General features: G+C 52.5%; 16 protein-coding genes, 12 tRNA genes, 3 rRNA genes and 3 pseudogenes. 4 read left to right on the top strand and 30 right to left on the bottom strand.

Annotated elements, in window-relative coordinates:
• Positions 1–247 precede the first annotated feature (247 nt).
• The 5 genes and pseudogenes from PAE68_RS03645 to PAE68_RS03620 all read right to left on the bottom strand — a co-directional run bounded on the left by PAE68_RS03645 (position 248) and on the right by PAE68_RS03620 (position 3,090).
• Positions 248–454, bottom strand: coding sequence for a DUF5348 domain-containing protein (locus PAE68_RS03645; protein ID WP_281890888.1), 207 nt, complete (start codon positions 452–454; stop codon positions 248–250).
• A gap of 17 nt (positions 455–471) precedes the next feature.
• Positions 472–1,272 (bottom strand): annotated as a pseudogene (locus tag PAE68_RS22750) (ExeA family protein).
• Positions 1,265–1,750, bottom strand: coding sequence for a Mu transposase C-terminal domain-containing protein (locus tag PAE68_RS03630; RefSeq protein ID WP_281884153.1), 486 nt, complete (start codon positions 1,748–1,750; stop codon positions 1,265–1,267). Before PAE68_RS03630 ends, PAE68_RS22750 begins: the two are co-directional and overlap by 8 nt.
• 92 nt (positions 1,751–1,842) lie before the next feature.
• Positions 1,843–2,640: pseudogene (locus tag PAE68_RS03625) on the bottom strand (transposase); the annotation flags it as partial.
• A gap of 78 nt (positions 2,641–2,718) precedes the next feature.
• Positions 2,719–3,090, bottom strand: a complete 372-nt coding sequence (locus PAE68_RS03620) for a S8 family serine peptidase (protein ID WP_281884149.1) — start codon at positions 3,088–3,090, stop codon at positions 2,719–2,721.
• Between the two features lie 515 nt (positions 3,091–3,605).
• On the opposite strand from PAE68_RS03620, the gene istA reads away from it, so the two are divergent.
• The 4 genes and pseudogenes from istA to PAE68_RS03600 form a co-directional block, all read left to right on the top strand.
• On the top strand, positions 3,606–4,604 hold the full coding sequence (istA, locus tag PAE68_RS03615) for an IS21 family transposase (protein WP_281884147.1): 999 nt from the start codon (positions 3,606–3,608) through the stop codon (positions 4,602–4,604).
• A 124-nt stretch (positions 4,605–4,728) separates the two neighbouring features.
• On the top strand, positions 4,729–5,481 hold the full coding sequence (istB, locus tag PAE68_RS03610; protein WP_281884144.1) for an IS21-like element helper ATPase IstB: 753 nt from the start codon (positions 4,729–4,731) through the stop codon (positions 5,479–5,481).
• 98 nt (positions 5,482–5,579) lie between these two features.
• Entirely contained in the window at positions 5,580–5,972 is a 393-nt protein-coding gene (locus PAE68_RS03605; protein WP_281884142.1) for a hypothetical protein, read from the top strand.
• 54 nt (positions 5,973–6,026) lie between these two features.
• Positions 6,027–7,166 (top strand): annotated as a pseudogene (locus tag PAE68_RS03600) (IS256 family transposase); the annotation flags it as partial.
• A gap of 607 nt (positions 7,167–7,773) precedes the next feature.
• Here the strand turns inward: PAE68_RS03600 and PAE68_RS03595 are convergent.
• From PAE68_RS03595 to PAE68_RS03475, 25 genes are all read right to left on the bottom strand, one after another.
• On the bottom strand, positions 7,774–8,118 hold the full coding sequence (locus tag PAE68_RS03595) for a helix-turn-helix domain-containing protein (RefSeq protein ID WP_281884138.1): 345 nt from the start codon (positions 8,116–8,118) through the stop codon (positions 7,774–7,776).
• 177 nt (positions 8,119–8,295) lie between these two features.
• Positions 8,296–10,125, bottom strand: coding sequence for a glutamine--fructose-6-phosphate transaminase (isomerizing) (glmS, locus tag PAE68_RS03590; protein ID WP_281884136.1), 1,830 nt, complete (start codon positions 10,123–10,125; stop codon positions 8,296–8,298).
• Positions 10,126–10,803: 678 nt separating this feature from the next.
• Entirely contained in the window at positions 10,804–12,144 is a 1,341-nt protein-coding gene (gene glmM, locus PAE68_RS03585; protein ID WP_281884134.1) for a phosphoglucosamine mutase, read from the bottom strand.
• A 145-nt stretch (positions 12,145–12,289) separates the two neighbouring features.
• Entirely contained in the window at positions 12,290–13,552 is a 1,263-nt protein-coding gene (locus tag PAE68_RS03580) for a CdaR family protein (protein ID WP_281884132.1), read from the bottom strand.
• On the bottom strand, positions 13,553–14,368 hold the full coding sequence (cdaA, locus tag PAE68_RS03575) for a diadenylate cyclase CdaA (protein WP_281884130.1): 816 nt from the start codon (positions 14,366–14,368) through the stop codon (positions 13,553–13,555).
• Between the two features lie 167 nt (positions 14,369–14,535).
• Entirely contained in the window at positions 14,536–15,147 is a 612-nt protein-coding gene (locus PAE68_RS03570; protein WP_281884128.1) for a zf-HC2 domain-containing protein, read from the bottom strand.
• Between the two features lie 80 nt (positions 15,148–15,227).
• A complete protein-coding gene (gene sigW / locus PAE68_RS03565; RefSeq protein WP_281884126.1) occupies positions 15,228–15,794 on the bottom strand; it encodes an RNA polymerase sigma factor SigW in 567 nt (188 codons plus the stop codon).
• Between the two features lie 64 nt (positions 15,795–15,858).
• Entirely contained in the window at positions 15,859–16,749 is an 891-nt protein-coding gene (locus PAE68_RS03560) for an EamA family transporter (protein ID WP_281884124.1), read from the bottom strand.
• A gap of 137 nt (positions 16,750–16,886) precedes the next feature.
• Positions 16,887–19,676, bottom strand: a complete 2,790-nt coding sequence (ppc, locus tag PAE68_RS03555) for a phosphoenolpyruvate carboxylase (protein ID WP_281884122.1) — start codon at positions 19,674–19,676, stop codon at positions 16,887–16,889.
• Between the two features lie 243 nt (positions 19,677–19,919).
• A tRNA-Gly gene (locus tag PAE68_RS03550) sits at positions 19,920–19,990 on the bottom strand.
• Between the two features lie 13 nt (positions 19,991–20,003).
• Positions 20,004–20,080 (bottom strand) — tRNA-Pro (locus PAE68_RS03545).
• Positions 20,081–20,101: 21 nt separating this feature from the next.
• Positions 20,102–20,178: transfer RNA gene (locus PAE68_RS03540), tRNA-Arg, on the bottom strand.
• Positions 20,179–20,187: 9 nt separating this feature from the next.
• Positions 20,188–20,262: transfer RNA gene (locus PAE68_RS03535), tRNA-Gly, on the bottom strand.
• Positions 20,263–20,280: 18 nt separating this feature from the next.
• Positions 20,281–20,363: transfer RNA gene (locus PAE68_RS03530), tRNA-Leu, on the bottom strand.
• 13 nt (positions 20,364–20,376) lie between these two features.
• A tRNA-Lys gene (locus tag PAE68_RS03525) sits at positions 20,377–20,452 on the bottom strand.
• Between the two features lie 3 nt (positions 20,453–20,455).
• Positions 20,456–20,530: transfer RNA gene (locus PAE68_RS03520), tRNA-Gln, on the bottom strand.
• An 8-nt stretch (positions 20,531–20,538) separates the two neighbouring features.
• Positions 20,539–20,614: transfer RNA gene (locus PAE68_RS03515), tRNA-Thr, on the bottom strand.
• 17 nt (positions 20,615–20,631) lie between these two features.
• Positions 20,632–20,707 (bottom strand) — tRNA-Val (locus PAE68_RS03510).
• Between the two features lie 22 nt (positions 20,708–20,729).
• Positions 20,730–20,801 (bottom strand) — tRNA-Glu (locus PAE68_RS03505).
• A 6-nt stretch (positions 20,802–20,807) separates the two neighbouring features.
• Positions 20,808–20,883: transfer RNA gene (locus PAE68_RS03500), tRNA-Thr, on the bottom strand.
• Between the two features lies 1 nt (position 20,884).
• Positions 20,885–20,960: transfer RNA gene (locus PAE68_RS03495), tRNA-Asn, on the bottom strand.
• A 6-nt stretch (positions 20,961–20,966) separates the two neighbouring features.
• Positions 20,967–21,083 (bottom strand): 5S ribosomal RNA (gene rrf, locus PAE68_RS03490).
• A gap of 207 nt (positions 21,084–21,290) precedes the next feature.
• Positions 21,291–24,201: ribosomal RNA gene (locus PAE68_RS03485) — 23S ribosomal RNA — on the bottom strand.
• Between the two features lie 335 nt (positions 24,202–24,536).
• Positions 24,537–26,069 (bottom strand): 16S ribosomal RNA (locus PAE68_RS03480).
• Together the 16S, 23S and 5S rRNA genes with 12 tRNA genes alongside form the textbook arrangement of a ribosomal RNA operon.
• Positions 26,070–26,479: 410 nt before the next feature.
• On the bottom strand, positions 26,480–26,698 hold the full coding sequence (locus PAE68_RS03475; RefSeq protein ID WP_281884120.1) for a hypothetical protein: 219 nt from the start codon (positions 26,696–26,698) through the stop codon (positions 26,480–26,482).
• Positions 26,699–26,781: the final 83 nt, after the last annotated feature.

Here is a 26,781-nt window from a genome sequence, read left to right as displayed (position 1 = left end):
ACAAATAATCGAGAACAGCCCCATCCTCACGCGATCGTACATACGAATCCGCACACAGAGCTTGAAAACAGATGAAAATTAGTGAGTAGTAGAAAAGAGCTTCAGTCCTTTCTCTTCCCAATAATGTTACTGCTGATCCATACTGTCCAGAAAATGATGGCGTTAGTTGTCCGAGGTCTGATCGTAATCATGTCTATAGAGATTCGATAAATGGGAAAGCCAAGAAATTTCGGCTTTCCCATTTCTGTTAAACGAATCGAATATGGTAAACTTCCTTATTACTCAAGTTAAATCGCGTTTCTCTCATGATCACGTACCAATATCGGTCAAGCTCGAGTCGACAGGGAATGCCACGATCTCCAATGCGAATTTCAAAACATTCACCGCAATAAACAGGATAAGCTTTCTCTCCTAGCAGGACAAACCAACTATTCGCGTCCCGATCGTACGTCATCTGGTTCCAAGGCTCGTTCATGACAATTCACCCTGAATCACGTGCTTCACCATATGATCGTCAATGATGCGGCGCTTGATCTGGGCTCCGTAGATGAGGCAATGAGTGCTCAACTTGTTGATGAGTCTGGCCGATCCGCCCGAGAATCGGTAAACTTCATTTACCGCCTCATCAGAGAATATCTCATGATTGGTGCCGGCATACGCAAACTGACGCTTCAGATATTCACCGACTTGAGAACGGTCGAAATAGGGCAGCTTGCACTGAAGGTCAATCCGCTGACGAATCGCTGCATAGGATTGAAGACGAAGCTTGTCCCATAGCTCGCTCTGCCCGACGAGAATCAGTGCCATAGGGCTTTGCGCATCCATCTTGCAGTTGAGCAGGAAGCGCACTTCCTCCAGCATCTCCCGATCGAGCAGATGGGCTTCATCTACGACGACAACCGGTTCCAGTCGATGAATGCCGCGCATGAGTTCCACTTCGCGATGCAACTGACGCTTCGCATCGCCTCAGTAGAACTTCGACTCGCATCCGAGTTGTTCGAGCAGCCCTTTGTAGAAGTGGCGCGGCGTTAGCTTGGAGTCCGACAGGTACAGCAGCCTATACTTCGCGGCATCCAGCATGGCGGCAAACCGGCGGACGGTCGTCGTCTTGCCTGTCCCGCAGTCGCCGCTGATGACGGCGAATAATTGGCGCTCAGCAGCGTATTGCAACCGGTCCAGCAGCTCTTCCATAGCACTCGCCGGATAAAGCTCTGTCACGGGAATATCCCGAGCAAATGGTGTACGGGTCATGTCGTAGAAGGATTCAAACATCCTTGCCAGCCTCCTTCCTCAGCATGCGGTAGGAGACGGCCGGCGTTTGGATTTGTGTACGTTCGTCATGCTTCCGCTCGGCACCTCGGAGCAAGCGGGATTCCGTTGCTGGCTGCTTCTGCAAATGCTCCGGAAGGGCCGGCCGCTTGCCAGCCCTTTCTCCAAGGATGAGCTCCCGTGCTTTCCATGGCGTACATCCCTCGTATTCAATCGTCACTTCTGTAATATCTGCCGGGTCATAGACGACTTGAACCGTTTGCCCAATGAACAACAGCCCAACTTCATACTTCTTGCCTTGAAAGCTGATACAGCCGGCCTTATCCACTTTCCGCTGTTCCGCGTGAAGGAAGCTGGCCGCGAGGTGCTCAGGATTTACGAACTGCAGCGCTGCCGGATCGCTCCGAAACGCCGCTTCGGGTGTTTGTTTGTTCGCCAGCGCGGCATGGGGCTTATTCTGGTAACACTCTGAGAGCCACACTTGGAACCAGTCGTTAAGAGCGGTGAGCGTCTTAATGTTCTCGAGCGCGACCTCGTCCAGAAAGCTCTGAACAGCGCCGTTTAGACGCTCATTAGCGTTTGCTGAACCGATTTACGTACTTCCTGTACACTGTCGATCACGTACCCATGTACATGAAAACGGTCGGCAATACGAATAGCAAACGGAAAGCATTCACGAATCCAAGTGTGGTAAGCTTGTGCTAGGTCCATCACGACAGCTTTGGGTTTGAGCATTCGAAAACGGGGATGCTCGCTTGCATATTTACGCAAGTCATCTAATTTACGTCCAGGCATAACATCTAGCATCGTCGCGCCCCTAAGGTTGTGAATGCCCGTATTGTAACGATGCCCCTTCTTGATTGAGAAGTCATCGATTCCAAGGATCAAGTTACTTCCTTCCTGCGCTTCTTCCCAAGCCCGCTCTATAAGCTGTTCAGAAAGCATGGGGACGGCCTTGTTATGCATATCCTGAACGGTGCTCACTGGCGTTTGCTGCATCTGAGCACTATGTGCGGCAGTGGAACCGAGGGCATGCTCTACAATGCGAGAGCGAAACAGCTGGCTGTAGCGCTGCTTAGGACGTACAAAATCATAGGACCATACGAATCCAATCGCACAGTTGACACAATACATGCGGATGCTCGGTACAAGTAGGTATGTTTTTTTGTCAAATACCGGGAGATGACGAATCGATCGAGCCTCATTACGTCCCTTACGAATAACCGCTTCATCAGACTTGCAACATGGACAACTTTGCTTTGAAAAAACTGGCTCAGCTTCGATGTGAAGTTCCTCAGTGTTATGTAAATGGATTTGGCAAATCTTTAATTCTGGTAAATTGAGCATTTCATTGATATACTGGGTCTGCATCTGTCTATTCCTTTTCGTTGTGGGTGGGGACTTACAACTTTACAGGATTAGCAGATGTTTTTCCATTTTCATACTCAATTACTCAGTCAAGCACTGATTTTTGTTTTGAGCCTTTATTGCCGCTATCGTTCCCGCTATATGAGTTCCATGACCATGATCATCCTGATAACTACTTGAAGATTCAACAACCGAAATACCACCAGCTATATGTAAATCTGGATGATTAGAAATACCAGTATCAAACACTGCTACTTTTACTTTATTTCCACCAGACTTTGCCGAGTTAACAAGATAGGCCCCTGTTGCATGAATTCCCCAGGGAGTTGTTTGAGAACTTTCTCTAATTTCATGATCTGAAATCGAGTTTTTACTATCCTCGGCAATAAGAATCGGTCTATCTATCTGTCGCCGCTCACTTCCAATGTCGGAAGTAGGGCGGCTATTTTTCATATACGCTGACGGTAAAGCAAGGATATAATTGGCGGAGGGGCAGCGTGAATGTGCCGACAATCATAAGGAGTTAGGGCGATTGACAAAAATAAAACAGAGAGACGTCAAGGTTTGGCGGCCTCGTCTCCCTGTTCACCACAGATTTCGCCTCTATTATCGTAGTGGATTGGGACATCGATGTAAAGAGCTATTTGTTACGATGCGAGAAGGGCTTGCCGGAAGCCGACCGGCCTGTCGGATGCAAGCACTGTCACTCCGAGCGCAAGCCGCATCGGCACGGGAAGTTTACGCGTATGCTGTACACGCTGGGGGAGGCGCTCTCCATCCCCATATTCCGTTTTCGATGTCCATGTCTATCGTAAACTAAAAGTACCCCAAATGATCAAACTGAAATACCCAAAAAAATCGTGCAAAATTACCCCACTTGATCGTCAAGGGTACAACAAATCCAGGTAGAAATTCCGATACCTTTCGTAGCAAAGAGACGAAGGGTGCGGTAACGGGAGATGCTGAAGATGAGTCAGATAGAGACGATCAAAGATTTGCAGGCGCAGGGGCTGGGGCCGGTAGCGATCGCTGAACGGTTGAACATTACACGGAAGACGGTCAGCAAATACATGGCCTTGGATGAGTTTGAACAGGGGCCAAAGGAAAGCCATGTCGAGCTTCCGTCGAAGCTCGATCCGTTCAAACCGCTCATTCAGCAGTGGCTTGCGGAAGACCGGAAGCACAGGTACAAGCAACGCCATACGGCGATGCGAATTCACAAGCGCCTTACGGCTGAGTGCGAGGACTATGATGCCTCCTATCCGCTCGTCCAGCGCTATGTGAAGCGTCTGCGAGAATATCGGCATAAGGAGGGGACGCTTGAACTCATCTGGCAGCCGGGAGAAGCTCAGGTGGACTTTGGTGAAGCGGACTTCATGGATGCCAGCGGCAAGAAGCGGATGTACAAGTTTTTGTGCGTGAGCTTTCCTTACAGTAATGCTGGATACGTGCAGCTCTTCGGCGGCGAGACCGCGGAGTGCGTTGCGCACGGTCTTCAGGATCTATTCCACCGCATCGGCGGTGTACCGACACGACTCATCTTTGACAACGCCAGCGGCGTCGGTAGACGCGTCAGCGACAACGTACGGATGGCCGAGGTGTTCCTGCGCTTTAAGGCCCACTACGGTTTCCAGATCACGTTTTGCAACCCCTATTCCGGTCATGAAAAAGGCAACGTCGAGAACAAAGTTGGCTATATGCGCCGTAACTTATTCGTGCCGCTGCCGACCGTTACGGATGTGCAGGAGTTTAACCGCGAGCTGCTAGAGCGCTGTGAGGCGGACTGGCAGCGTGAACACTACAAGAAGAGCATGCCGATTCACCTCCTGTTCGAGGATGACAAGAAGGCTTTTCTCTACTTGCCAAAAACGCAGTTTAACGCATGCCGTTATACCCGTGTGAAGACAGACGGCTACGGAAAGTTCCTCGTTGACGGCAAGCACTTCTACTCCTCTTCGCCAGACTAGGCCGGGCGAACGCCAACAGCATAGTGCTGGCGGCACGTCTTTCGAGCTTTGAACCAGAGGGCGCAAGCGTCGTAGATCTAAGCATTTACGATGACATGCTCGAGCAAGCGGGAGGTGCGCTGCAATGAGCATAGTCCGCGAACGAGAGGCGCTGCGCAGTGAGATTTCCGCCTTCTGCAAGAAGCTTGTTTTGAGTCAGCGAGCGGTGGAGCTGTGCGAGAGTGAGGCGACGCCGAAGCAGGAGGAGTTCTTGCATCGCGTGCTCGCCGAAGAAATGGAGAGCCGGGAGCGAAGCCGTCGTTCCCGATTGATGAGCCGGGCAGGATTTCCGGTGTACAAGACGCTAGAGGGCTATGACAGGCAAGGCGTGAAGCTGCCATCGTCGCTGCAATGGAGCGACCTGACGGAAGGGCACTTCATTCAGGGACGACGCAATCTGGTGCTTTACGGTCCCGTTGGTACAGGTAAAACGCATCTGGCCATTGCAGCAGGCTTGCGCGCTTGCGAACTCGGCTTAGCTGTTAAATTTTACACAGTGGCGGAACTCGTGATGCGGCTGGGTGAAGCGAAACGAGGTGGTACGCTTGAACGTCTCATGGGCGAGATCCAGCGCTGCCAACTGCTGATCCTGGACGAATGGGGCTACATTCCCATCGACAAGGAAGGAGCGCAGCTCTTGTTCCGTGTTATTGCCGACAGCTACGAGAGTCGGAGTCTGATTATTACGACCAATCTGGAGTTCTCCAAATGGGGCTCGGTCTTTACCGACGACCAGATGGCGGCCGCGATGATTGACCGCTTGGCGCACCACGGACATCTGCTCGTATTCGAGGGTGAGAGCTACAGAATGAAGCACGCACTCATGAAGGAGCGCTGAAAATTACCCCTGATGACGATGGGTAAAAATGCACGATTTTTTCGGGTAATTTTACTTGACGAAATACATGTCTAGACTGCGAGCGTGCGATTAGCATCGTGCCTTCTTTCGTGGAGCGGTATCATCAGACAGCGATCGATGTTAAGGAGGCCATCGTCCTCGCGGGAGAGGATGGCTTGAGCTTGTCTGAGATCGCAGCAGAAAGCCAGGCGTATGCTGGCGGACCCTACGCCGAGAAGACGCTATGGCGATGGCGTCGATGCTGGGAGCAGCGTCGAATTGCACAAGAAGCTCGGGTGTGGGCAACGCTTTTTCATGAAGGCATGGATGAGGCTTTACCTCGCGAACGCCGCTCTGCCTGGAAGGCGCTGTGGGCCGCTTGGCGTCAGCTTGAACGCCCGGGCAGGCTCCTTTCTGTCTTCTTGCGAATGGAGCGCTCATTTCAGGTGACGGTAGGCCCACTTCATCCCACAAAAGCTGGCTATGACTGAGGGTACCTCTTTCCCCTCACAATGGACGGAGGATACCCTGTACCCATGAACATGCTGAAGGAGCTCTTTGCAGAGACGCTGCAGGAGATGCTGCAGGACGAGATGGATACGCATCTAGGCTATGACAAGCACGACGTTAAGAACAAGCAGACGGGCAATAGTCGCAACGGCAAGAGCAAGAAGACCGTCGTCAGCGAGTATGGAGAACAGGAGATATTCGTGCCTCGTGACCGTCTTGGCGAGTTCGAACCGCTCGTCGTGAAGAAGCATCAATCTAACGTCACCGGCATCGAGGATCAGATCGTAGCGTTGTATGCCAAGGGCGTCAGTACGCGCGAAATCCAAGATCATCTTATGAATGTGTACGGTATCGACGTCTCACCGACGCTCATCTCAAATGTCACAAACAAGATCGTTCCTCTTATCAAGGAGTGGCAGAATCGGCCGTTGCAAGGTGTATACGCGGTTGTATTCCTTGACGCCATTCACTTCAAAGTGAAGCAGGACGGGGCCATTGTGAACAAGGCTGCCTACATGGTAATCGGCATTGATCTCGATGGGAACAAGGATGTGCTCGGCATGTGGATCGGCGAGAACGAGTCGGCGAAGTTCTGGCTAAGCGTGCTGAACGAGCTTAAAAACCGCGGCGTTCAAGACATTCTCATCACCTGTGTGGACAACCTGACAGGCTTCTCGCAAGCCATCTCCGCTTGCTATCCACAGACGGAGATCCAGAAGTGCATCATCCACCAGATCCGTAATTCGACGCGCTATGTATCGTACAAAGACTTGAAGAAAGTAACGGCCGATCTGAAGCCGATCTACAAGGCAACAACGGAAGAAGCTGCTCTCGTAGAGCTCGACCGCTTTGAGGAGATGTGGGGATCCAAGTATCTCCTCATCGTGCGTTCCTGGCGCAACAACTGGAGCGAACTAGCGACCTTCTTCAAGTATCCGCCTGAGATCCGCAAGCTCATCTACACCACCAACATCATCGAGAGCTACCACCGTCAGCTTCGTAAGGTCACGAAGGGCAAGAGCATTTTTCCTTCTGACGAGGCATTGCTGAAGATGCTCTACCTGTCGACCATGGACGTTGTCCGGAAGTGGACTGGGCGTGTCCAGAACTGGGGCCAGATGCTCCTCCAGCTCTCTGTCTTCTTCCCCGACAGAGTCGGTCAACACCTTCGTTAAGAGGCCAACACCCCTAACGGGGAGTTCCTATAAATGAGTTTACACAAAGTTCTTGACAGACCCTACGTGGAGCGTTGACATCTATCTCGATAGATTCTACGAGATCATAATTAATAATATGATTTACCTGCCTAGGGTTAAGATCAAGTGTAATTGCCTCAAATGCACTAGGTTCTTCAGCCTCTAGAGAGTTTTCAGATGAAATAGCATTTTCTTCATTTACAACTTCTTGAGGTGTATTAAGATTTTCTCCAACTACAGCTTCTTCAGATGTAATAGGCTCTTCTTCTACGATACCCTCGGTTGCCTCCTCACTCGCTACAGTTTCTTCAGTTGCACTAGGTACTTCTCCATCAATCTCTTCTTCTGAAGTATTTGAATCTTCTCCATTTACGGGTTCTTCTGAACCACTATCAATAGTTTGAATAATTAACCATAGTAACTATCTCAAGTACTACATCATATTACCAAATCCGACAATAGAGTACTTCTTACCTAATTACTTCATGCTTATAAAATGTAGCATCAATTGTTTAAGGCTGATTCGCAAATACTTACGCTATTGATATAAAAAAGGCCACCCTTTAATCAGGGCAGCCTCAGAATTTCAACCTTTATTTTTGTTTGCTTTAGTAGAATCTATAGCTCTTAGAACTTCATATTGTTCAGTTACAGATAATTCTCTGTACTTTGAGATTAGAACTGCCTCAACTGAGCTAAGTCCCATATTATTTTCTATTGAACTCTTTCCTGATTGTATATCTCCGAATATGAACCATGTAGCATCTACATTAAAACATTTAATGATTGAAATAACAGTTTCGAAAGAAGGATAATATTTATTTAATTCAAGTTCACTCAATGTCCCTTGTGACACACCAATTATTCTTGAAAATTCAACTTGATTTAACTTATTACTTTTTCTAATTGCTTTTATTCTATCCCCCAACATCCATTTCAGCTCCTTTACAAAAAAATCCCGATGAGCGTATTCAGCATCATCGGGACTGTTCTAGCGGTTCCACACTTTTGTCACTGGTTCCACACTTTTGACATTGGTTCCAGACTTTTTTTACTGGTTCCATACTTTTTTATGACTGGACAAATCCTTATTACCTAACTCCCTACCCTACTCCACCGTCACACTCTTCGCCAAATTCCGCGGCTTATCTACATCATGCCCCAGCGCCAGGGACGCATAGTAGCTCAGCAGCTGCAGCGGAATGACAGACAGTGCCGGTGCGAGCAGCTGGTGCGTATGAGGGATCGAGAATACCTCGTCAGCCACCTTCGCCAGCTCCGTCTCGCCTTCGATGTTCAGGCCAATAACCTGTGCACCGCGCGCCTTCACTTCCTTAATATTGCTCACGGTCTTCTCGAACAGGTCCTCCTGCGTCGCCAGCGCGATGACTGGAATGTCGTCCTCGATCAGCGCGAGCGTGCCGTGCTTCAGCTCACCTGCGGCATAGGCCTCGGAGTGAATGTAGCTGATCTCCTTCAGCTTCAGCGAGCCCTCGAGCGCTACCGCGTAGTCGAGACCGCGTCCGATGAAGAACAGATTCTTGTGCGCGACGATGCGCTCCGCAATCTCCTTGATCGCACCCGTCTGGGACAGAATCTGCTCCACCTTCTCCGGCAGCTGCTGCATCTCCGCGAGCACCTCGCTCACATACGAAGGCTCGATAGTGCCCAGCGTCTGGCCGAGGTACAGGCCGAACAGGTAGAACGCGATCAGCTGCGACGTGTATGCCTTCGTCGAAGCGACGGCGATCTCTGGACCTGCCCATGTGACGATCACATCGTCTGCTTCACGAGCAACCGAGCTGCCGACAACGTTCGTTACTGCGACGACGCGCGCGCCGTTCTTCTTCGCTTCGCGCAGCGCTGCGAGCGTATCCGCCGTCTCACCGGACTGACTCACCACGATGACCAGCGTCTCCGGCGTGATGATCGGCGAGCGGTAGCGGTACTCGGAAGCGACGTCCGTTTCCACCGGAATACGGGCGAGCTTCTCGATGACACTTTTTCCAACCAAGCCTGCATGATATGCCGTTCCGCAGGCAATAATATGAACATTACGGATATTGCGAATCTGCTGCTCGGTCATACGTACCTCTGGCATGACGACCTTCGAGCCCGACTCGTCGATCCGTGCACCCATCGTGTCGCGGTACGCCTTTGGCTGATCATAGATCTCCTTCAGCATGAAGTGATCGAAGCCAGCCTTCTCTGCTGTAACGATGTCCCAATCGACACGGAATATTTCCCGGGAAATAAAGTTCCCTTCCAATGTCATCAACGTTACGCCGTCCTTCGTCAGCAGCGCCATCTCGCCGTCGTTCAGAATATACACATTGCGCGTATACTCGAGAATAGCCGGGATGTCCGAGCCGATGAAGTTCTCGCCCTCGCCTACACCGATAATGAGCGGGCTCGACAAGCGAACAGCTACCAGCTTCTCAGGCTCATACTCCGTCAGTACGCCCAGCGCGAAGGCGCCTCTCATGCGCGTGACTGCCTTCTGCACAGCCTTGACGATATCTCCCTCATACACACTTGCGATCAGATGCGAAATAACCTCAGTATCCGTCTCCGACACGAATACATGGCCTTGCTCGATCAGCTCTTCCTTCAGCGCGATATAGTTCTCGATAATCCCGTTATGCACAACGGAGAACTTCGACGAATTGTCCGTATGCGGATGCGAGTTTACATCCGATGGCTTGCCGTGTGTCGCCCAGCGCGTATGACCGATTCCGATGTGGCCGGCAAGTGGAGCCTCGCCCAGCTTCGACTCCAGTACCGCAAGACGTCCCTTGGACTTCTTGATCTGCAGCCCTTCGTTCGTATAGACCGCCACACCTGCCGAATCATAACCGCGATATTCAAGCTTCTTCAAGCCTTCAATAAGAATTTCCTGAGAGTTCCGTTTACCTACATAACCTACAATACCGCACATATGGTGTAGCCTCCTATTGGTTGAACAAGCTCTAGCGGCGAGTCTTGAGGAGGTGTACACGTTCTTCATGGAAGCCTACCATTCGCCTGAAAGCTCCACTAACGTCTGCCGTTGACGTGAATGTATTCTTTTAGTCCACATAGCGATATAAGCTCCCCGACCTCGTGCACACTCCTGCTGCCTGTGTAAGAGCTTTTCCATTATTTTGTGATGATCCTGCCGAGCCTTTGTCGATCCAGTCGCCTGGATGTTTTGAGCGTCGACTTACGGTTGGATCTGTTCCGGAAGGCCCCCGCCGAATACTTCGAACACCTTCACCTCGTCAACTGATGGTTCTTGCCTAGCTGCATCGTCTGCGTCGTCATCGATTATTGTAGCTGCAACACTCGAGCTGCTCCCAGCTTGAGCTTGTGCAGAAGACCTGGCCGCATACTGCCTGCAACGCGCTCCCTCTCATCAGTTCTGGCGCTTAGTTAACCCGCTCCCTCTACCCACCTTTCCTTCTTGAATACGGCATATCAACATCTTATTCATTTTGGGTGCAAAGTGCAACACATATTTTCAACATATTTTCATAAATCATCCCCTACCTGTCCGCTCACGCCGAGAAAAGCAACAAGCCCAGGCACCCCGCCATTCACGCGGTACCCAGGCTTGACTTCTCTATCTACTAGAACCTTACACCAGCTCGCGCTGAATGACGTCCGCAATCTGCTGCACGTACGCCTCCACCTGCTCCTTATCCGGCCCTTCCGCCATCACGCGGATCAGTGACTCCGTACCGGACGGTCTGACGAGCACGCGGCCGTTGTCGCCGAGCAGCGCCTCGACCTTGGCAATCTCTGCCTCAACCGCGGCGTTCCCCTTCAGCTTGCTCTTGTCGCCGACGCGAACGTTCACGAGCTTCTGCGGGAACTTGCGCATAATCGTCTTCAGCTCGCTGAGTGGCTTGCCCGCCTGCACGAGCGTATCGACGAGCAGCAGCGCCGTCAGAATGCCGTCACCCGTCGTATTGTAATCGAGGAGGATGACGTGACCGGACTGCTCACCGCCGAGGTTGTACCCGCCCTTACGCATCTCCTCCATCACATAGCGGTCACCGACAGCCGTCTTCGCCGCCTTCATACCGACAGCCTCGATCCCCTTGAAAAATCCGATGTTACTCATCACCGTCGTCACAATCGTCTGTCCGTTCAGCTTACCCGCTTCGTTCATCGCATGACCGAGAATCGCGAGAATGAAGTCACCGTCGACCTCCTCGCCCTTCTCATCGATCGCGATGAGACGGTCCGCATCCCCATCGAACGCGAGGCCGATGTTCGCCTGATGCTCGACGACGAGCTTCTGCAGCGTCTCCGGATGCGTCGAGCCGCAGTTATCGTTGATGTTGCGTCCGTTCGGCTCCGCGCCGATCGTGATCACTTCAGCGCCGAGCGCCTCGAACACCTTAGGTGCCAGCTCGTAAGCCGCACCGTGCGCACAGTCGAGCACGACGCGATAGCCCGCGAACGAGGAGCTCACCGTCGACTGCACGTAGCGCATATAGTCGTACTTGGCCTCCGGCTGGTCCGTCACCGTACCGATGTCGCCGCCTGTCGGACGAGGCAGCTCATCAGTCTCGGCATCCATCAGACGCTCGATCGCCAGCTCCGTCTCATCCGACAGCTTGAAGCCGTCCGCTCCGAAAAACTTAATCCCGTTGTCCTCCACCGGATTGTGGCTCGCCGAGATCATCACACCCGCATCCGCCTTCAGCGTGCGAGTCAAGTACGCAACAGCCGGCGTCGACAGCACGCCCAGCCGCACCACGTTCGCGCCGATCGACAGTAGTCCTGCGACGAGCGCCGCCTCCAGCATGGGCCCAGATACACGCGTATCCTGTCCGATCACAACGACCGGCTTCTCCACCTGACCGGCAAGCACATAGCCGCCGCAGCGGCCAATCTTATATGCAAGCTCCGGCGTTAATTGTTCATTCGCGACGCCGCGAACGCCGTCTGTACCGAAATATTTCCCCATCTGTCCTTCTCTCCCCTAAACCTGTGAACTAATTACTTATCAATCAAGACTATTCCCATTATCACCGATACGTGACAGAGGGTCAATTCGAACGGACACGGCCAAGCGGCCGCCAAGCCATGTCCCATGAGCGCCTCTCCTGCGGTTATGGGGTGGCTGCCGGCTCCGTGCTCGGCTTCACCTGCTTCGCGCTAATCTCGACCGTCGCCTTGAAGTCCTGCGGCAGCTCCTTCTTCACGAACGTCGGCAAGTTCCACGTCACCGACACCTCATGTCGGCCCGGCGGCAAGTTGCTGACGTCGAGGATCGCCTGCACGTCCTGCGGCTTCAGCTTCTCGAGCAGCGCCGGTGCGCCCTCGACAGTCAGATTGAGCTGACCCGACTCCGGAAGCACGACCTTCGTCTCGAAGCCGTCGTTCTGCCCGACGAATGATAGTGGAATCGCCTCCAGCGTCTTCGTCACCGAAGGGACGATCGTCACCTGCACCTTCACCTCGTCCGGCTCCAGCTGCTTCACCTGATTGCGCAGCGGAATCGCGAGCGTCAGCTCGACGTCCTGCTTCAGGTCCGACAAGTCGGCCTGCGGCCCCTCGTAGAACTCCATCCGGTCGAGCAAGCTCTGCGGACCGTACACCGTCACCTTGTCCGTGCTCTGACGCACCTCGGCAACCGCATAGCCTCGCGGCGGCTGACCGACGAGCTTGATCTGGAGCGGCACGAGTGTAAATGGACTTGTGATCGGCACCTCGACGTCGACTACATTCGGACTGATCGTCGCCTCCTCGATCACTTGGCCGTCCTTATCGTATGCTTCGAGCGTCGCCTTCTTCGTCACTGCAGACGTCGCCTTCTCCACGTTTACATCCGCACGCACCGAATCGACCAGCTCATACTTGCTGCTCGGGACCGACACCGTCACCTGCTTCGGCTTCACGACTGGCTGACCAGCCTTCAGGCCGACACCTGGAATTCCCGTCACATTGACCGTCACCGGCATCGACTTGTTCGACTTCTCCTCGATCACGACCTTCACGTTCGACGGCGTCACCGACACCGTCACGTTCGAAGGGAAGCCGATCGGCTTCAGCGGCAACACGTGCTCCCCCTTCTGCGCGGACGTCAAGTCTAGCTCAACGGAGAAATTCCCATTGTTCACCGCCTTCTTGAGCGCGGAATCCCGACCCGACAGCGTCACGGTCACCTGGGCGGGCTGTATCGATTCGATATAGAACTTCGCAGAGTCATATTTCGGCGTAATCGACACGTTGCCGATCTGCTGATCGATCAGCTCGAAGCCGTTCGAGCTCGTTACGGTACCGTTATCCGCCCGCACAACTGCCCACAGCAGGATGCCAATCATCAGCGCTACGATCTTCACAACGTTCGTATTGCGCAGCCATTGATCCATTTATCGCCGCCTCCATTTCCACATGGAGCTCATTCCACTCTTTTCCTTCAGCTTCGCCTTCGGCTTCAGCTCCTCGAACAGCTTGGACAGCAAGGCGTCCTCCTTCACATCGCGGAGAATATGTCCGTTCATCGTCACCGATACTTGTCCGGTCTCCTCGGATACGATGATACATAGCGCATCCGACACCTCGCTCATCCCGATCGCCGCGCGGTGGCGCGTGCCGAGCTCCTTACTGATGAACGGATTCTCCGATAGTGGCAAATAACAGCCCGCCGCCATAATCTGATGCTTGCGCACGATTACCGCTCCGTCGTGGAGCGGCGTGTTCGGCACGAAGATGTTGATGAGCAGCTCCGAGCTGATGTGCGCCTCCAGCGCTGTGCCAGATTCGATGTAATCGTTCAGACCCGTTTCCCGCTCGAAGACGATCAGCGCACCGATTTTGCGGCGAGCCATATAGTTGACGGCCTTGAGCACCTCATTAATTTTCCGATTAATATCCGAATCGTCCTCCGTCGCTGTGCGGCTGAACAGCTTGCCGCGACCGATCTGCTCGAGCGCCCGGCGCAGCTCCGGCTGGAAGATGATGATGACCCCGACGAGTCCGAACGTGAACATCTGATTCATCATCCACTGCAGTGTGCTCAGCTTGAACCACGAGCTTAACGCCCACGCGACGACGACGACCAGTATGCCCTTCAGCAGCTGTACGGCCCGCGTGCCTCTGACGACAAGAATGAGCTTATAGATGACGTAGCTAACAATAATAATATCGATAATATCTAATATGCGTATATCTGTAATCCAATCCATGCCGCCTGCCCCCAAACCGTACCGCAAATCTCACTTATTCCTTCCATGATACCATAATTGGCTCAAGAATACCTCTTTTCGAGGCTTTGCACCCACCATCAGCTAGCTCTATGCAAAAAATCCTCCCTTTCGCTCACGAAAGGAAGGATCATTCATCTTGGACTCATTTATCTCGAATGCGACACTTGCGAGAACCACGTATTCATCTTATACAGCAGCCAGCTGAACGCTTCGTCAATCTTGGTGATCGAGCCGGAGATCTGCGCCGTAGACGCATAATTAACCGCTCCGTCGATGACGACGACGTTGCCTTCCACTTGTCCGTCCACCTGAAGCTTGCCGTTCTCCACGGTCAAGTCACCGGCGACCTTATGTCCGGCCGGTACGTAGACGGTGTCCCCTTTGATGACGACGGATTGCAGATCCGTTCCCTTCACCAGCAGCTCCTGATCAGCATCCCATGACGTCAAGAAGGAGGACAGCATGACCATGGCGAATACGGCCGCAACTGAAGCTGCGGGATGCTTGCGGATGAAACGATAGAACGCGGATCGGCGTTTGGCCGGAGGCAGCGCCTGCATAATTCTCTCCGACAGTCCTTCCGGCACATCCGGCGGCGACCATGCCTGAATCATAGCTTCTACCTTCTCGAGCTGCTGCAGCCGTTGTCGGCAGCCTGCGCAGGAGAGCAGATGCTCCTTCAGGTTGGAGCGATCAGGTCCGCTTATTACTCCGTCCAAATATTCATGCAGCAAAGGGAGGGCATCGTTACACTTCATCATGAGCCACTCCTTTCTAGTTAAGCAATATGCATCGTTATTCACAATACGCAGGAGTCATCCTATCGTTTCAAAAAAAATTAAAGAAGCTTCTCTAGTTTCTTACGCAGAAACTCTCTCCCGCGGTGCAGCCGGGTCTTGATCGTCGTCACTGGCATCGACAGCGTCTCGCTGATCTCCTGCAACGACTGGTCATGCAGGTAACGCAAAATAACGACCGCCTTATACTTCTCCGGCAGAGTCTCAATCGAATCGCGAATCTGCTCCTGTGTCTCCGACAGCGTGACCTGTTGCTCCGGCGGCATGTCCGAGCTCGCCAGCGTCGAATACCAATCGGTCCCCTCACCGTCGCTAATCTCTGCATCCAGCGAGTACGTATGCTTGCGCTTGCGCAGCCGATCGATGCACAGATTCGTCCCGATCCGGTAGATCCACGTCGAGAACTTCTGGCTCTCATCGTACCGGTCCAGATTCATATAGACACGCAGGAACGTCTCCTGCACGATCTCCTCCGCCTCATGACGGTTATGCAGCATCCGATACGCCAGATGATACATCTTATCCTTATACAGCTCCACTAATTCGGCAAAAGCCCCTCGATCCCCACCACGGGCGAGCTTGGCCAGCCGAGTGTCCATTGGATTCACTGATCTACCTCCGTCGGAACTCCTTCCGAATCGATAAGACGCGAGGCGCCCATCCATTCAGAGCTCATGAAGAAGAGGCTCCCCTCTCCGCTATAGCAATTCCTGCCAATATGGCAAGCATACCAAACCACTGCACTCCCTGTACAGTCTCTTGTAGAAGAAAATAGGCGGAAATTATCGCTACCGGCAGCTCCATCGACGCTAGTGTGGCAGCAAGCGAGCTCCCGAGCTTCGGAATGCCCGTCATATACGCAGCAGTCGGGATCACTTGGCCGAGCAGCCCTAACGCTATACCCCAGACCACAAGCTGGACGAAGCTGCTCCCTGTCTGCAGCAAGCCGCTTGGTGGGAACAAGATGTACAAGAATGGAAGCGCAGACGTAAGCATAACGGCAGCTTGCATGAACGGATGCATCGTCGTCTTCAGCGTTCCCGTTCCGAATAGAAATAACGCATACGTCACCGCGGCGCCTAGTCCGCATAGCAACCCATACATCGAGAAGCTGCTCCAATCAGCCGATGGGCCGTTAACGGAGAGCCACGTTCCAACTAAGATGACTGCTACGGCAATAAGCCGGTTCGGCTTCGGCCATGTGCGACTCGCGATCGCTTCCATGACGACCGTAATCCATGTGAATTGAAACAGCACAACGATCGCCATCGACGCATCCATTACAGACAGCGCTTCATTATAGAGCACCGTGCTTAGCGCCAAGCCGAATACCCCGATCGCACATAGTCGAAGCCAAGGCCCCTTCCAAGGCTTGCTTCGTGCTGCAGGCACGAAGGCGATCAAGAGCCACATGAGCAGCGCACCGAACGTGAGCTGACTTGTCGTCACTTGGGTGCCGCTTAAGCCCGTCCCATACGCCAGCTTCACGACCGTCGACATGAGGCCGAAGCTGGCCGCTCCCCCCAATACCAGTAAGAAGGCCGCCGTTCTCCCTCGAAGCATATGTACATGTCTCCTTCCATCCGTACCCAGTCATCAAAACAGCCGAGATACTCGACGACGTGTCGAGCTCTCGGCTGCAAAGGTGTACGCATGCTTATCGTATATGCCTGAATACCATTATCCTCGGTTGCGATGCATCAGCCTGTATTCCGAAGCCCTGCCGCAATTCCGTTAATCGTCAGCAGCACCTCGTGAAGCAGCTGCGGATCATTCTCACCCGCGTCTACATGAGCCGAGCGCAGCTCAGCAAGCAGGTCAACCTGCATGTAGGACAGCGGATCGACATAAGGGTTGCGCAGTCGAATCGACTCTTGGATCACCGGTACATTATCGAGAATCTCTTGCTGACCGGTAATGCTCAGAATGATCTCGGAGGTACGCTTGTGCTCTTCCTCAATCAACGTATAGAGTCGCTCAGCGATCGCCTGATCCTTAATGAGGCTTCCGTATTCCTTCGCAATCAGAAGATCGGCCTTCGCCAGCGCCATCTGCAGATTGTCGATCAACCCGCGGAAGAACGACCAGTTGTTGTACATTTCCTGCATCGTCTTCATGTTCTCTGGATTGTCTTGGTAGAAGCTATACAGCCCCGTACCCGCCGCGTACCAAGCCGGCAGCAAGTAACGGCACTGCGTCCAAGCGAATACCCAAGGAATCGCACGAAGGTCCTCGAACCGATCGCTGTTCTTACGCTTCGATGGACGGGAGCCAATATTCAGCTCGCCGATCTCCGGAAGCGGAGTCGACTCCTTGAAGAACGTCATGAAGTCCTTATCTCGGAAAATCAGATCCTGGTACTTCTGCTGCGCCTGCGCCGAGATGTCAAGCATGATCTCCTCGTAACGCGCTTCGTTCTCGTCTACCTGCGGATTGCGAGCCAGCAGCGCGCTAGTGATCAGCGCAGACGTCGCTTGCTCCAAGCTGCGGTAAGCAATGCCCTTGATCGAATAGCGGGACGACAATACTTCGCCCTGCTCGGTAATCTTGATACCGCCGCCTACGGTGTCGGCTGGCTGTGCAAGAATACTGCGGTTCAGCGGCATACCGCCACGACCCAATGCGCCGCCGCGACCGTGGAAGAACTTCAGCTTCACGCCGAACTTCTTCGCAGCAGCTGTAATCGCACGAAGAGCTACGCGCAGCTCCCAATTCGCCGTAATAACTCCGCCATCCTTGTTACTGTCGGAGTAACCAAGCATAATTTCCTGAAGATTGTTCGTGCTGTCCAGACTCTTGCGGTACGCCGGGATCTGGAACAGCGTAGTCATAATATCTGAAGCTGCATGCAGATCATCGATCGTCTCGAACAGTGGTACAGACTGCAGCGTGCATGTTACGGTGCCATCAGAATTGTGACGGTACAAGCCAGCTTCCTTCGCGAACACGAGCACCTCAAGCAGGTCACTAGGCGCTTGCGTCATACTGATCAAGTAGCTGGAGATGCACGATCTGCCGAATTCGACTTGCGCCTTCTGAATAACGCGGTATACGTCCAGGCATTCCTTCGTCGACTCGCTGTAGTTGAGGTAAGACGACGTAATTGGACGCGGATCGTTCAGCAGCGACGTCAACAGCTCGATCTTCTCCTGCTCCGACAATTCCGCATAGTTCTCGCTGATCTTCATAGCCGCAAGAATTTCGCTCATCGCCGATTCGTGCTCCTTGCTATGCTGACGAACATCAAGAGCAGCCATATAGAAGCCGAACAGCTCCACTTGGCGGATCAGCTTCTGTACATAATGATCGGCAATATAATCCGCGAAGTGATTACGCAGACTCCGATCAATAATTTGCAGATCCTCCTTGAATTGCTCCGGATTCGCATACTTCCGCTCCTCCGAAACATTCGGCTTGCCCGTGTTGCGGATCTTCTCGATCATCAGACGAACCTTAATGCGATAAGGCTCCTTCTCATTGCGCCAGCTCTCGTCATTCGAGAGATCGACACTCTTGCGATCGTGTTCGATCGAATCGATCAGCTCCTCAGACACCTGAACGATGCTGCGGCTGAAGCTCATGTGGGACATCAACGAATGAAGTCCTTCCTCGTACTTCTCGATCGCGAGCTTGCGATGCATCGATAACGTTTTCCACGTAATATCAGACTTCACGGATGGGTTGCCATCTCGGTCGCCGCCAATCCACGAGCCGAAGCGCAGGAACGAAGGCACATGCCAAGCTTCCTCCGGGTAATACTTCTGCAGACAACGCTCCAGCTCCCGGTACACCTGTGGCAATACATCGAATAGTGTCTCGTCAAAATAATACAAGCCGTTATTCACTTCATCGATAACGGTTGGCTTCCGATCGCGAAGCTCGTCAGTCTGCCACAGCGTAATAACTTCGCCCAGCAGCTTCTCACGCAGCTCCTCACGCTCTCTGAACGTAAGGTTCGGGTTGTCGAGCTCCTCGACATCCTTTGCAATGCGCTGATGAATGTCCAGCACCGCACGTCTCGTAGCTTCCGTAGGATGCGCCGTCATGACGAGCTCTAGGGAAATGCCCGAGATCATCTCTTGTACTTCCGTTGCCGAGATGTTCATCGTCTTGAGGTTGCGTACTACATCCTCAATCGAGCCTGGCTGCACATTCTCACCAGCAGTTCTCTCATAGTCACGCTTACGGCGAATACGGTGATTTTGCTCGGCAATGTTCACCAACTGGAAATAAATAGCAAAGGCACGAATCACTTGACGACGATTCTCCGGCTCAAGTCCATTGATCGTTTCCTTCAACTCATTATACATCTCCTGGGAATATTGAGCGCGGAGCGACTTACTCATCTCTCTAACCTTCTCGACGATCGAGAACAGCGAATTGCCGCCCTGATGTACGAGCACCTCACCCAAAATATGCCCTAAAAATCGAACATCACGACGCAGCAAGTTGTTCGATGTGTTCTTATTTGCAACAGTTGTGTCCGTCATGGTTCTCCTCCATCCTTAAGCAAGTCATAGCCTCTATTTTACCATAACCGTGGGCTCCCATGTAGTCCATTTCGAATCTTATGTGAAAAAAAACATTGGTATTGTCTGTTGTACCATGTCATTCACGAACATTCAGACCACCTAAGCCTGCTGTCACACGGAATTTATGAGTTCTGTGGTGACAGGAAGGTCATACACTAAAAAAACCTACAGCACAGTTATATGCTGTAGGTCTTACGTATAAGCGGGTGATGGGAATCGAACCCACGCTACCAGCTTGGAAGGCTGGAGTTCTACCATTGAACTACACCCGCATTCAATCATAAATGGTCGGGACGACACGATTTGAACATGCGACCCCCTGGTCCCAAACCAGGTGCTCTACCAAGCTGAGCTACGTCCCGATAATAAATAGTATGTGTATATGGCGTGCCCTGAGAGATTCGAACTCCCGACCTTTTGATTCGTAGTCAAACGCTCTATCCAGCTGAGCTAAGGGCACATATAAAGTTGGAGCGGAAGACGGGAATCGAACCCGCGACCCTCGCCTTGGCAAGGCGATGCTCTACCGCTGAGCCACTTCCGCTTACTACATGAAATAAGATGGTGCGCGTAGAGGGACTTGAACCCCCACGGTCGCCCGCCAGATCCTAAGTCTGGTGCGTCTGCCAATTCCGCCATACGCGCACGAGTGTGAGAATGGTGAGCCATGTAGGACTCGAACCTACGACACCCTGATTAAAAGTCAGGTGCTCTACCGACTGAGCTAATGGCTCACATGGCTGGGGATCTAGGATTCGAACCTAGGCATGACGGAGTCAAAGTCCGTTGCCTTACCGCTTGGCTAATCCCCAACAAAAACTGGTGCCGCCGAGAGGACTTGAACCCCCAACCTACTGATTACAAGTCAGTTGCTCTACCAGTTGAGCTACAGCGGCATAAGAATAAGAAGTAATGGTGGAGGCTGACGGGATCGAACCGCCGACCCTCTGCTTGTAAGGCAGATGCTCTCCCAGCTGAGCTAAGCCTCCATTACTTAATTTGAGAAAACAATGACCCGTAGGGGATTCGAACCCCTGTTACCTCCGTGAAAGGGAGGTGTCTTAACCCCTTGACCAACGGGCCCCACCGTGGAGCTTCCAACCGGGATCGAACCGGTGACCTCATCCTTACCATGGATGCACTCTACCTACTGAGCTATGGAAGCTTGGCTCCCCGAACAGGACTCGAACCTGTGACAACTCGATTAACAGTCGAGTGCTCTACCAACTGAGCTATCAGGGAATGTGAGCTTGGCGACGTCCTACTCTCCCGGGACCCTGCGGTCCAAGTACCATCGGCGCTGGAAGGCTTAACGGTCGTGTTCGGGATGGGTACGCGTGGTTCCCTTCCGCCATCATCACCAAACCTCAAAGTTTTGCAAAGCAAAACTACTTCGAAAGCATTAGATTTTTATGCTGACATCACTTCTTCGAGATTCGACAATAAAATATCCAAACTTGAAAAGGACATGCAGCTTAAAACTCAAGGCTATTGCACCTTGAAAACTGGATACGAAACTAAGCACGCTGATGCTCTTTATTAGCATTATGAGATGTACATCCCATAATTATATAGGATAAGCCCTCGACCGATTAGTATTCGTCAGCTACACACGTTACCGCGCTTACACCCCGAACCTATCAACCTCGTCGTCTACAAGGGGTCTTACATACTGGGAAATCTCATCTTGAGGGGGGCTTCACGCTTAGATGCTTTCAGCGCTTATCCCGTCCGTACTTGGCTACCCAGCCGTGCTCCTGGCGGAACAACTGGTACACCAGCGGTACGTCCATCCCGGTCCTCTCGTACTAAGGACAGCTCCTCTCAAATTTCCTACGCCCGCGACAGATAGGGACCGAACTGTCTCACGACGTTCTGAACCCAGCTCGCGTACCGCTTTAATGGGCGAACAGCCCAACCCTTGGGACCTACTTCAGCCCCAGGATGCGATGAGCCGACATCGAGGTGCCAAACCTCCCCGTCGATGTGGACTCTTGGGGGAGATAAGCCTGTTATCCCCAGGGTAGCTTTTATCCGTTGAGCGATGGCCCTTCCATACGGTACCACCGGATCACTAAGCCCGATCTTTCGTCCCTGCTCGACCTGTTTGTCTCGCAGTCAAGCTCCCTTATGCCTTTGCACTCTTCGAATGATTTCCAACCATTCTGAGGGAACCTTAGGGCGCCTCCGTTACATTTTAGGAGGCGACCGCCCCAGTCAAACTGCCCACCTGACACTGTCCCCATACCGGATCACGGTACCAGGTTAGAACTCCGATACGATCAGGGTGGTATCCCAACGGCGCCTCCACCGAAGCTGGCGCTCCGGCTTCTCAGGCTCCCACCTATCCTGTACAGATCGTACCAAAGTCCAATATCAAGCTGCAGTAAAGCTCCATGGGGTCTTTCCGTCTTGTCGCGGGTAACCTGCATCTTCACAGGTATTAAAATTTCACCGGATCTCTCGTCGAGACAGCGCCCAAGTCGTTACGCCATTCGTGCGGGTCAGAATTTACCTGACAAGGAATTTCGCTACCTTAGGACCGTTATAGTTACGGCCGCCGTTTACTGGGGCTTCGGTTCACAGCTTCGGATTGCTCCTAACCGCTCCCCTTAACCTTCCAGCACCGGGCAGGCGTCAGCCCGTATACTTCGCCTTGCGGCTTCGCACAGACCTGTGTTTTTGCTAAACAGTCGCTTGGGCCTTTTCACTGCGGCCCCTCGGGCTATTCACCCTACCGAGGCACCCCTTCTCCCGAAGTTACGGGGTCATTTTGCCGAGTTCCTTAACGAGAGTTCTTCCGCGCGCCTTAGCATGCTCTGCTCGCCTACCTGTGTCGGTTTGCGGTACGGGCACCTTCTCCCTGGCTAGAGGCTTTTCTTGGCAGCTTGAACTCATGACCTTCGGTACTTTTATTTCCCTCCCCGTCACAGCTCAGCCTTACGGTTAGCGGATTTGCCTACTAACCAGCCTCGCTGCTTGGACGGACATCCATCAGTCCGCGTCACTATCCTTCTGCGTCACCCCATTGCTCATAACGGTTCACGGTGGTACAGGAATTTCAACCTGTTGTCCTTCGACTACGCCTTTCGGCCTCGCCTTAGGTCCCGACTTACCCTGAGCGGACGAGCCTTCCTCAGGAACCCTTAGGCTTACGGCGGATCAGATTCTCACTGATCTTTTCGTTACTCATACCGGCATTCTCACTTGTATGCAGTCCACCAGTCCTCACGATCTAGCTTCTACCCGCATACAACGCTCCCCTACTGCCCTTAATGGACCCATAGCTTCGGTGGTGTGTTTAGCCCCGTTACATTTTCGGCGCAGAGTCACTCGACCAGTGAGCTATTACGCACTCTTTAAATGGTGGCTGCTTCTAAGCCAACATCCTGGTTGTCTGTGCAACTCCACATCCTTTCCCACTTAACACACACTTGGGGACCTTAGCTGATGATCTGGGCTGTTTCCCTCTTGACAATGGATCTTAGCACTCACTGTCTGACTCCCGGGTATACGTATGCGGCATTCAGAGTTTGACTGGACTTGGTAACCCTTGGCGGGCCCCGCATCCAATCAGTGCTTTACCTCCGCTACGCTAATCCCGAGGCTAGCCCTAAAGCTATTTCGGGGAGAACCAGCTATCTCCGAGTTCGATTGGAATTTCTCCCCTACCCCCACCTCATCCCCGAATTTTTCAACATTCGTGGGTTCGGGCCTCCAGTGCGTGTTACCGCACCTTCACCCTGGACAGGGGTAGATCACACGGTTTCGGGTCTACGTCTACAAACTCATTCGCCCTATTCAGACTCGCTTTCGCTGCGGCTCCGGATTCTCACCTTAACCTCGCTTGCAAACGTAACTCGCCGGTTCATTCTACAAAAGGCACGCCATCACCCATTAACGGGCTCTGACTTCTTGTAAGCACACGGTTTCAGGTTCTTTTTCACTCCGCTCCCGCGGTTCTTTTCACCTTTCCCTCACGGTACTGCTTCACTATCGGTCACCAGGGAGTATTTAGCCTTGGCAGATGGTCCTGCCGGATTCCGACGGGGTTTCACGTGTCCCGCCGTACTCAGGATCCCTCTAGGCATACGCTCGCTTTTGGCTACAGGGGTTTTACCTACTGTGCCGGGCCTTTCCAGACCGCTTCGCCTAACAAGCTTTTGCCACATCGAGGTCCTACAACCCCAAGGAGCAAGCTCCTTGGTTTGGGCTAATCCGCTTTCGCTCGCCGCTACTGACGGAATCACTTTTGTTTTCTTTTCCTGAGGGTACTTAGATGTTTCAGTTCCCCTCGTCTGCCTCCAATGTAGCTATGTATTCACTACATGGTACGTGAGTATTACCTCACGCGGGTTCCCCCATTCGGACATCCCCGGATCAAAGCCTGCTTACGGCTCCCCGAGGCGTTATCGTTGTTCGCCACGTCCTTCATCGGCTCCTGGTGCCTAGGCATCCTCCGTGTGCTCTTTATAGCTTAACCATGTTGCTCGTCGTTTCTATTTTATCGCTCCGGTTGCGCTTCGCACAAATGTCGCTTAAAAATAGAAAGACTCGCTTGTAGCTAAAAGATCATCATCGCTGCTTTGCTGCTTGCGCAGCTTAGCGGATGTTCAGCGTTGTTGCTTTCGTTTCGTTATCCAGTTTTCAAGGAGCAACCTTGCAACTGTTCATTCACAATAAACGTGAATGCAGTTGTCAAGTATTAAAGAAAGGCTTGCGCCTTTCAAAACTGAACATGAGTGAGTGCCTACGCAGTAGAATTCTACTGCGATTTAAGATTTGTCCGTCACCCTACAGGTGACATGGACTCCATAGAAAGGAGGTGATCCAGCCGCACCTTCCGATACGGCTACCTTGTTACGACTTCACCCCAATCATCTACCCCACCTTCGGCGGCTGGCTCCTTGCGGTTACCCTACCGACTTCGGGTGTTGTAAACTCTCGTGGTGTGACGGGCGGTGTGTACAAGACCCGGGAACGTATTCACCGCGGCATGCTGATCCGCGATTACTAGCAATTCCGACTTCATGCAGGCGAGTTGCAGCCTGCAATCCGAACTGAGACCGGCTTCTAAAGATTCGCTCCATCTCGCGACTTCGCTTCCCGTTGTACCGGCCATTGTAGTACGTGTGTAGCCCAGGTCATAAGGGGCATGATGATTTGACGTCATCCCCACCTTCCTCCGGTTTGTCACCGGCAGTCACTCTAGAGTGCCCAACTTAATGCTGGCAACTAAAGTCAAGGGTTGCGCTCGTTGCGGGACTTAACCCAACATCTCACGACACGAGCTGACGACAACCATGCACCACCTGTCTCCTCTGTCCCGAAGGCCGCCCCTATCTCTAGAGGTTTCAGAGGGATGTCAAGACCTGGTAAGGTTCTTCGCGTTGCTTCGAATTAAACCACATACTCCACTGCTTGTGCGGGTCCCCGTCAATTCCTTTGAGTTTCACTCTTGCGAGCGTACTCCCCAGGCGGAGTGCTTACTGTGTTTACTTCGGCACCAAGGGTATCGAAACCCCTAACACCTAGCACTCATCGTTTACGGCGTGGACTACCAGGGTATCTAATCCTGTTTGCTCCCCACGCTTTCGCGCCTCAGCGTCAGTTACAGTCCAGAAAGCCGCCTTCGCCACTGGTGTTCCTCCACATCTCTACGCATTTCACCGCTACACGTGGAATTCCGCTTTCCTCTCCTGCACTCCAGTCTCCCAGTTTTCAGTGCGAACCGAGGTTGAGCCTCGGGCTTAAACACCAAACTTAAAAGACCGCCTGCGCGCGCTTTACGCCCAATAATTCCGGACAACGCTTGCCCCCTACGTATTACCGCGGCTGCTGGCACGTAGTTAGCCGGGGCTTTCTTCTCAGGTACCGTCATGCCTAGGGCAGTTACTCCCTAAGCCGTTCTTCCCTGGCAACAGAGCTTTACGATCCGAAAACCTTCATCACTCACGCGGCGTTGCTCCGTCAGACTTTCGTCCATTGCGGAAGATTCCCTACTGCTGCCTCCCGTAGGAGTCTGGGCCGTGTCTCAGTCCCAGTGTGGCCGATCACCCTCTCAGGTCGGCTACGCATCGTCGCCTTGGTAGGCCGTTACCCCACCAACTAGCTAATGCGCCGCAGGTCCATCTGTAAGCCACAGCTTGCACCGTGTTTCATGATTCTCCCATGCGGGAAAACCAGCTATCCGGCCTTAGCTACCGTTTCCGGTAGTTATTCCGATCTTACAGGCAGGTTACCTACGTGTTACTCACCCGTCCGCCGCTAACCCCGAAGGGTCCGCTCGACTTGCATGTATTAGGCACGCCGCCAGCGTTCGTCCTGAGCCAGGATCAAACTCTCCATTATAGCTACAATTTCGAGATTGATCGGTGATTAAACTCTCCATTATAGTTCCCGGATAATTCCGAGATTGATCGGTGATCAAACTCTCCACTGAAAGTAGATTGTTGACCGATCAACTTTACTTCGAGTCGACTTGCTCATTCAAAGCTAGCTGAGATCCTAAGATCTCATTTAAAGCACTCACTCATTGTTCAGTTTTCAAAGGGCAAACGTCGCGACATCGTTTTCTTGCCTGCCGCTTATTGTCGCCTCGTTTAGCGGCGACTTTTATAATATAACACATTCGTTCATCGCTTTGCAAGTCTTTTTTTAAAATCTTTTTTCAAGCTGTTTGAAATGACATGCATGAAAAACGAGAACGAGATATAAAATACCATAGCTTTTAGATGATGTCAAGCATATCTCTAAATTGATTAATGATACATGCGATTTCTTGCGTATTTGGATATTTCCTTCGGCGACGCAAGACGTGCATACATCCGAAAGATAATCTTATATCTCGACTCAATGGCCGTTTTAATATCGGAGTCAATCCGCTTGTCATTCAGGTCAAACAGCATTTCGTCCAGCTCTTTACGTAACACATAATCAAGCTCTCTGCATTCCCGGTCATTGAACAAAAATCCTAGCATAATCGATGTCGGACTCCCTTCGGGTGGTTGGATTTTTCGAAAGCCCAGGCTTACTGGCAACGCCGTTAACTCGTTCTACATCG

Origin of the sequence: Paenibacillus sp. YYML68, from assembly GCF_027923405.1 — a bacterium.
Taxonomy (GTDB): Bacteria; Bacillota; Bacilli; order Paenibacillales; family NBRC-103111; genus Paenibacillus_G.
The sequence above is the reverse complement of the archived record's forward strand: the minus strand, read 5'-3'. Positions and strand labels throughout refer to the sequence as shown.

Coding starts and splice junctions, on each gene's coding strand:
- ppc (WP_281884122.1), bottom strand. CDS start 19,676: ATGACGGACACAACTGTTGCAAATAAGAACACATCGAACAACTTGCTG.
- glmM (WP_281884134.1), bottom strand. CDS start 12,144: ATGGGGAAATATTTCGGTACAGACGGCGTTCGCGGCGTCGCGAATGAA.
- cdaA (WP_281884130.1), bottom strand. CDS start 14,368: ATGGATTGGATTACAGATATACGCATATTAGATATTATCGATATTATT.
- glmS (WP_281884136.1), bottom strand. CDS start 10,125: ATGTGCGGTATTGTAGGTTATGTAGGTAAACGGAACTCTCAGGAAATT.
- istA (WP_281884147.1), top strand. CDS start 3,606: ATGAGTCAGATAGAGACGATCAAAGATTTGCAGGCGCAGGGGCTGGGG.
- PAE68_RS03475 (WP_281884120.1), bottom strand. CDS start 26,698: ATGCTAGGATTTTTGTTCAATGACCGGGAATGCAGAGAGCTTGATTAT.
- PAE68_RS03560 (WP_281884124.1), bottom strand. CDS start 16,749: ATGCTTCGAGGGAGAACGGCGGCCTTCTTACTGGTATTGGGGGGAGCG.
- istB (WP_281884144.1), top strand. CDS start 4,729: ATGAGCATAGTCCGCGAACGAGAGGCGCTGCGCAGTGAGATTTCCGCC.
- PAE68_RS03570 (WP_281884128.1), bottom strand. CDS start 15,147: ATGAAGTGTAACGATGCCCTCCCTTTGCTGCATGAATATTTGGACGGA.
- PAE68_RS03620 (WP_281884149.1), bottom strand. CDS start 3,090: ATGAAAAATAGCCGCCCTACTTCCGACATTGGAAGTGAGCGGCGACAG.
- PAE68_RS03645 (WP_281890888.1), bottom strand. CDS start 454: ATGACGTACGATCGGGACGCGAATAGTTGGTTTGTCCTGCTAGGAGAG.
- PAE68_RS03595 (WP_281884138.1), bottom strand. CDS start 8,118: ATGTTGGGGGATAGAATAAAAGCAATTAGAAAAAGTAATAAGTTAAAT.
- PAE68_RS03580 (WP_281884132.1), bottom strand. CDS start 13,552: ATGGATCAATGGCTGCGCAATACGAACGTTGTGAAGATCGTAGCGCTG.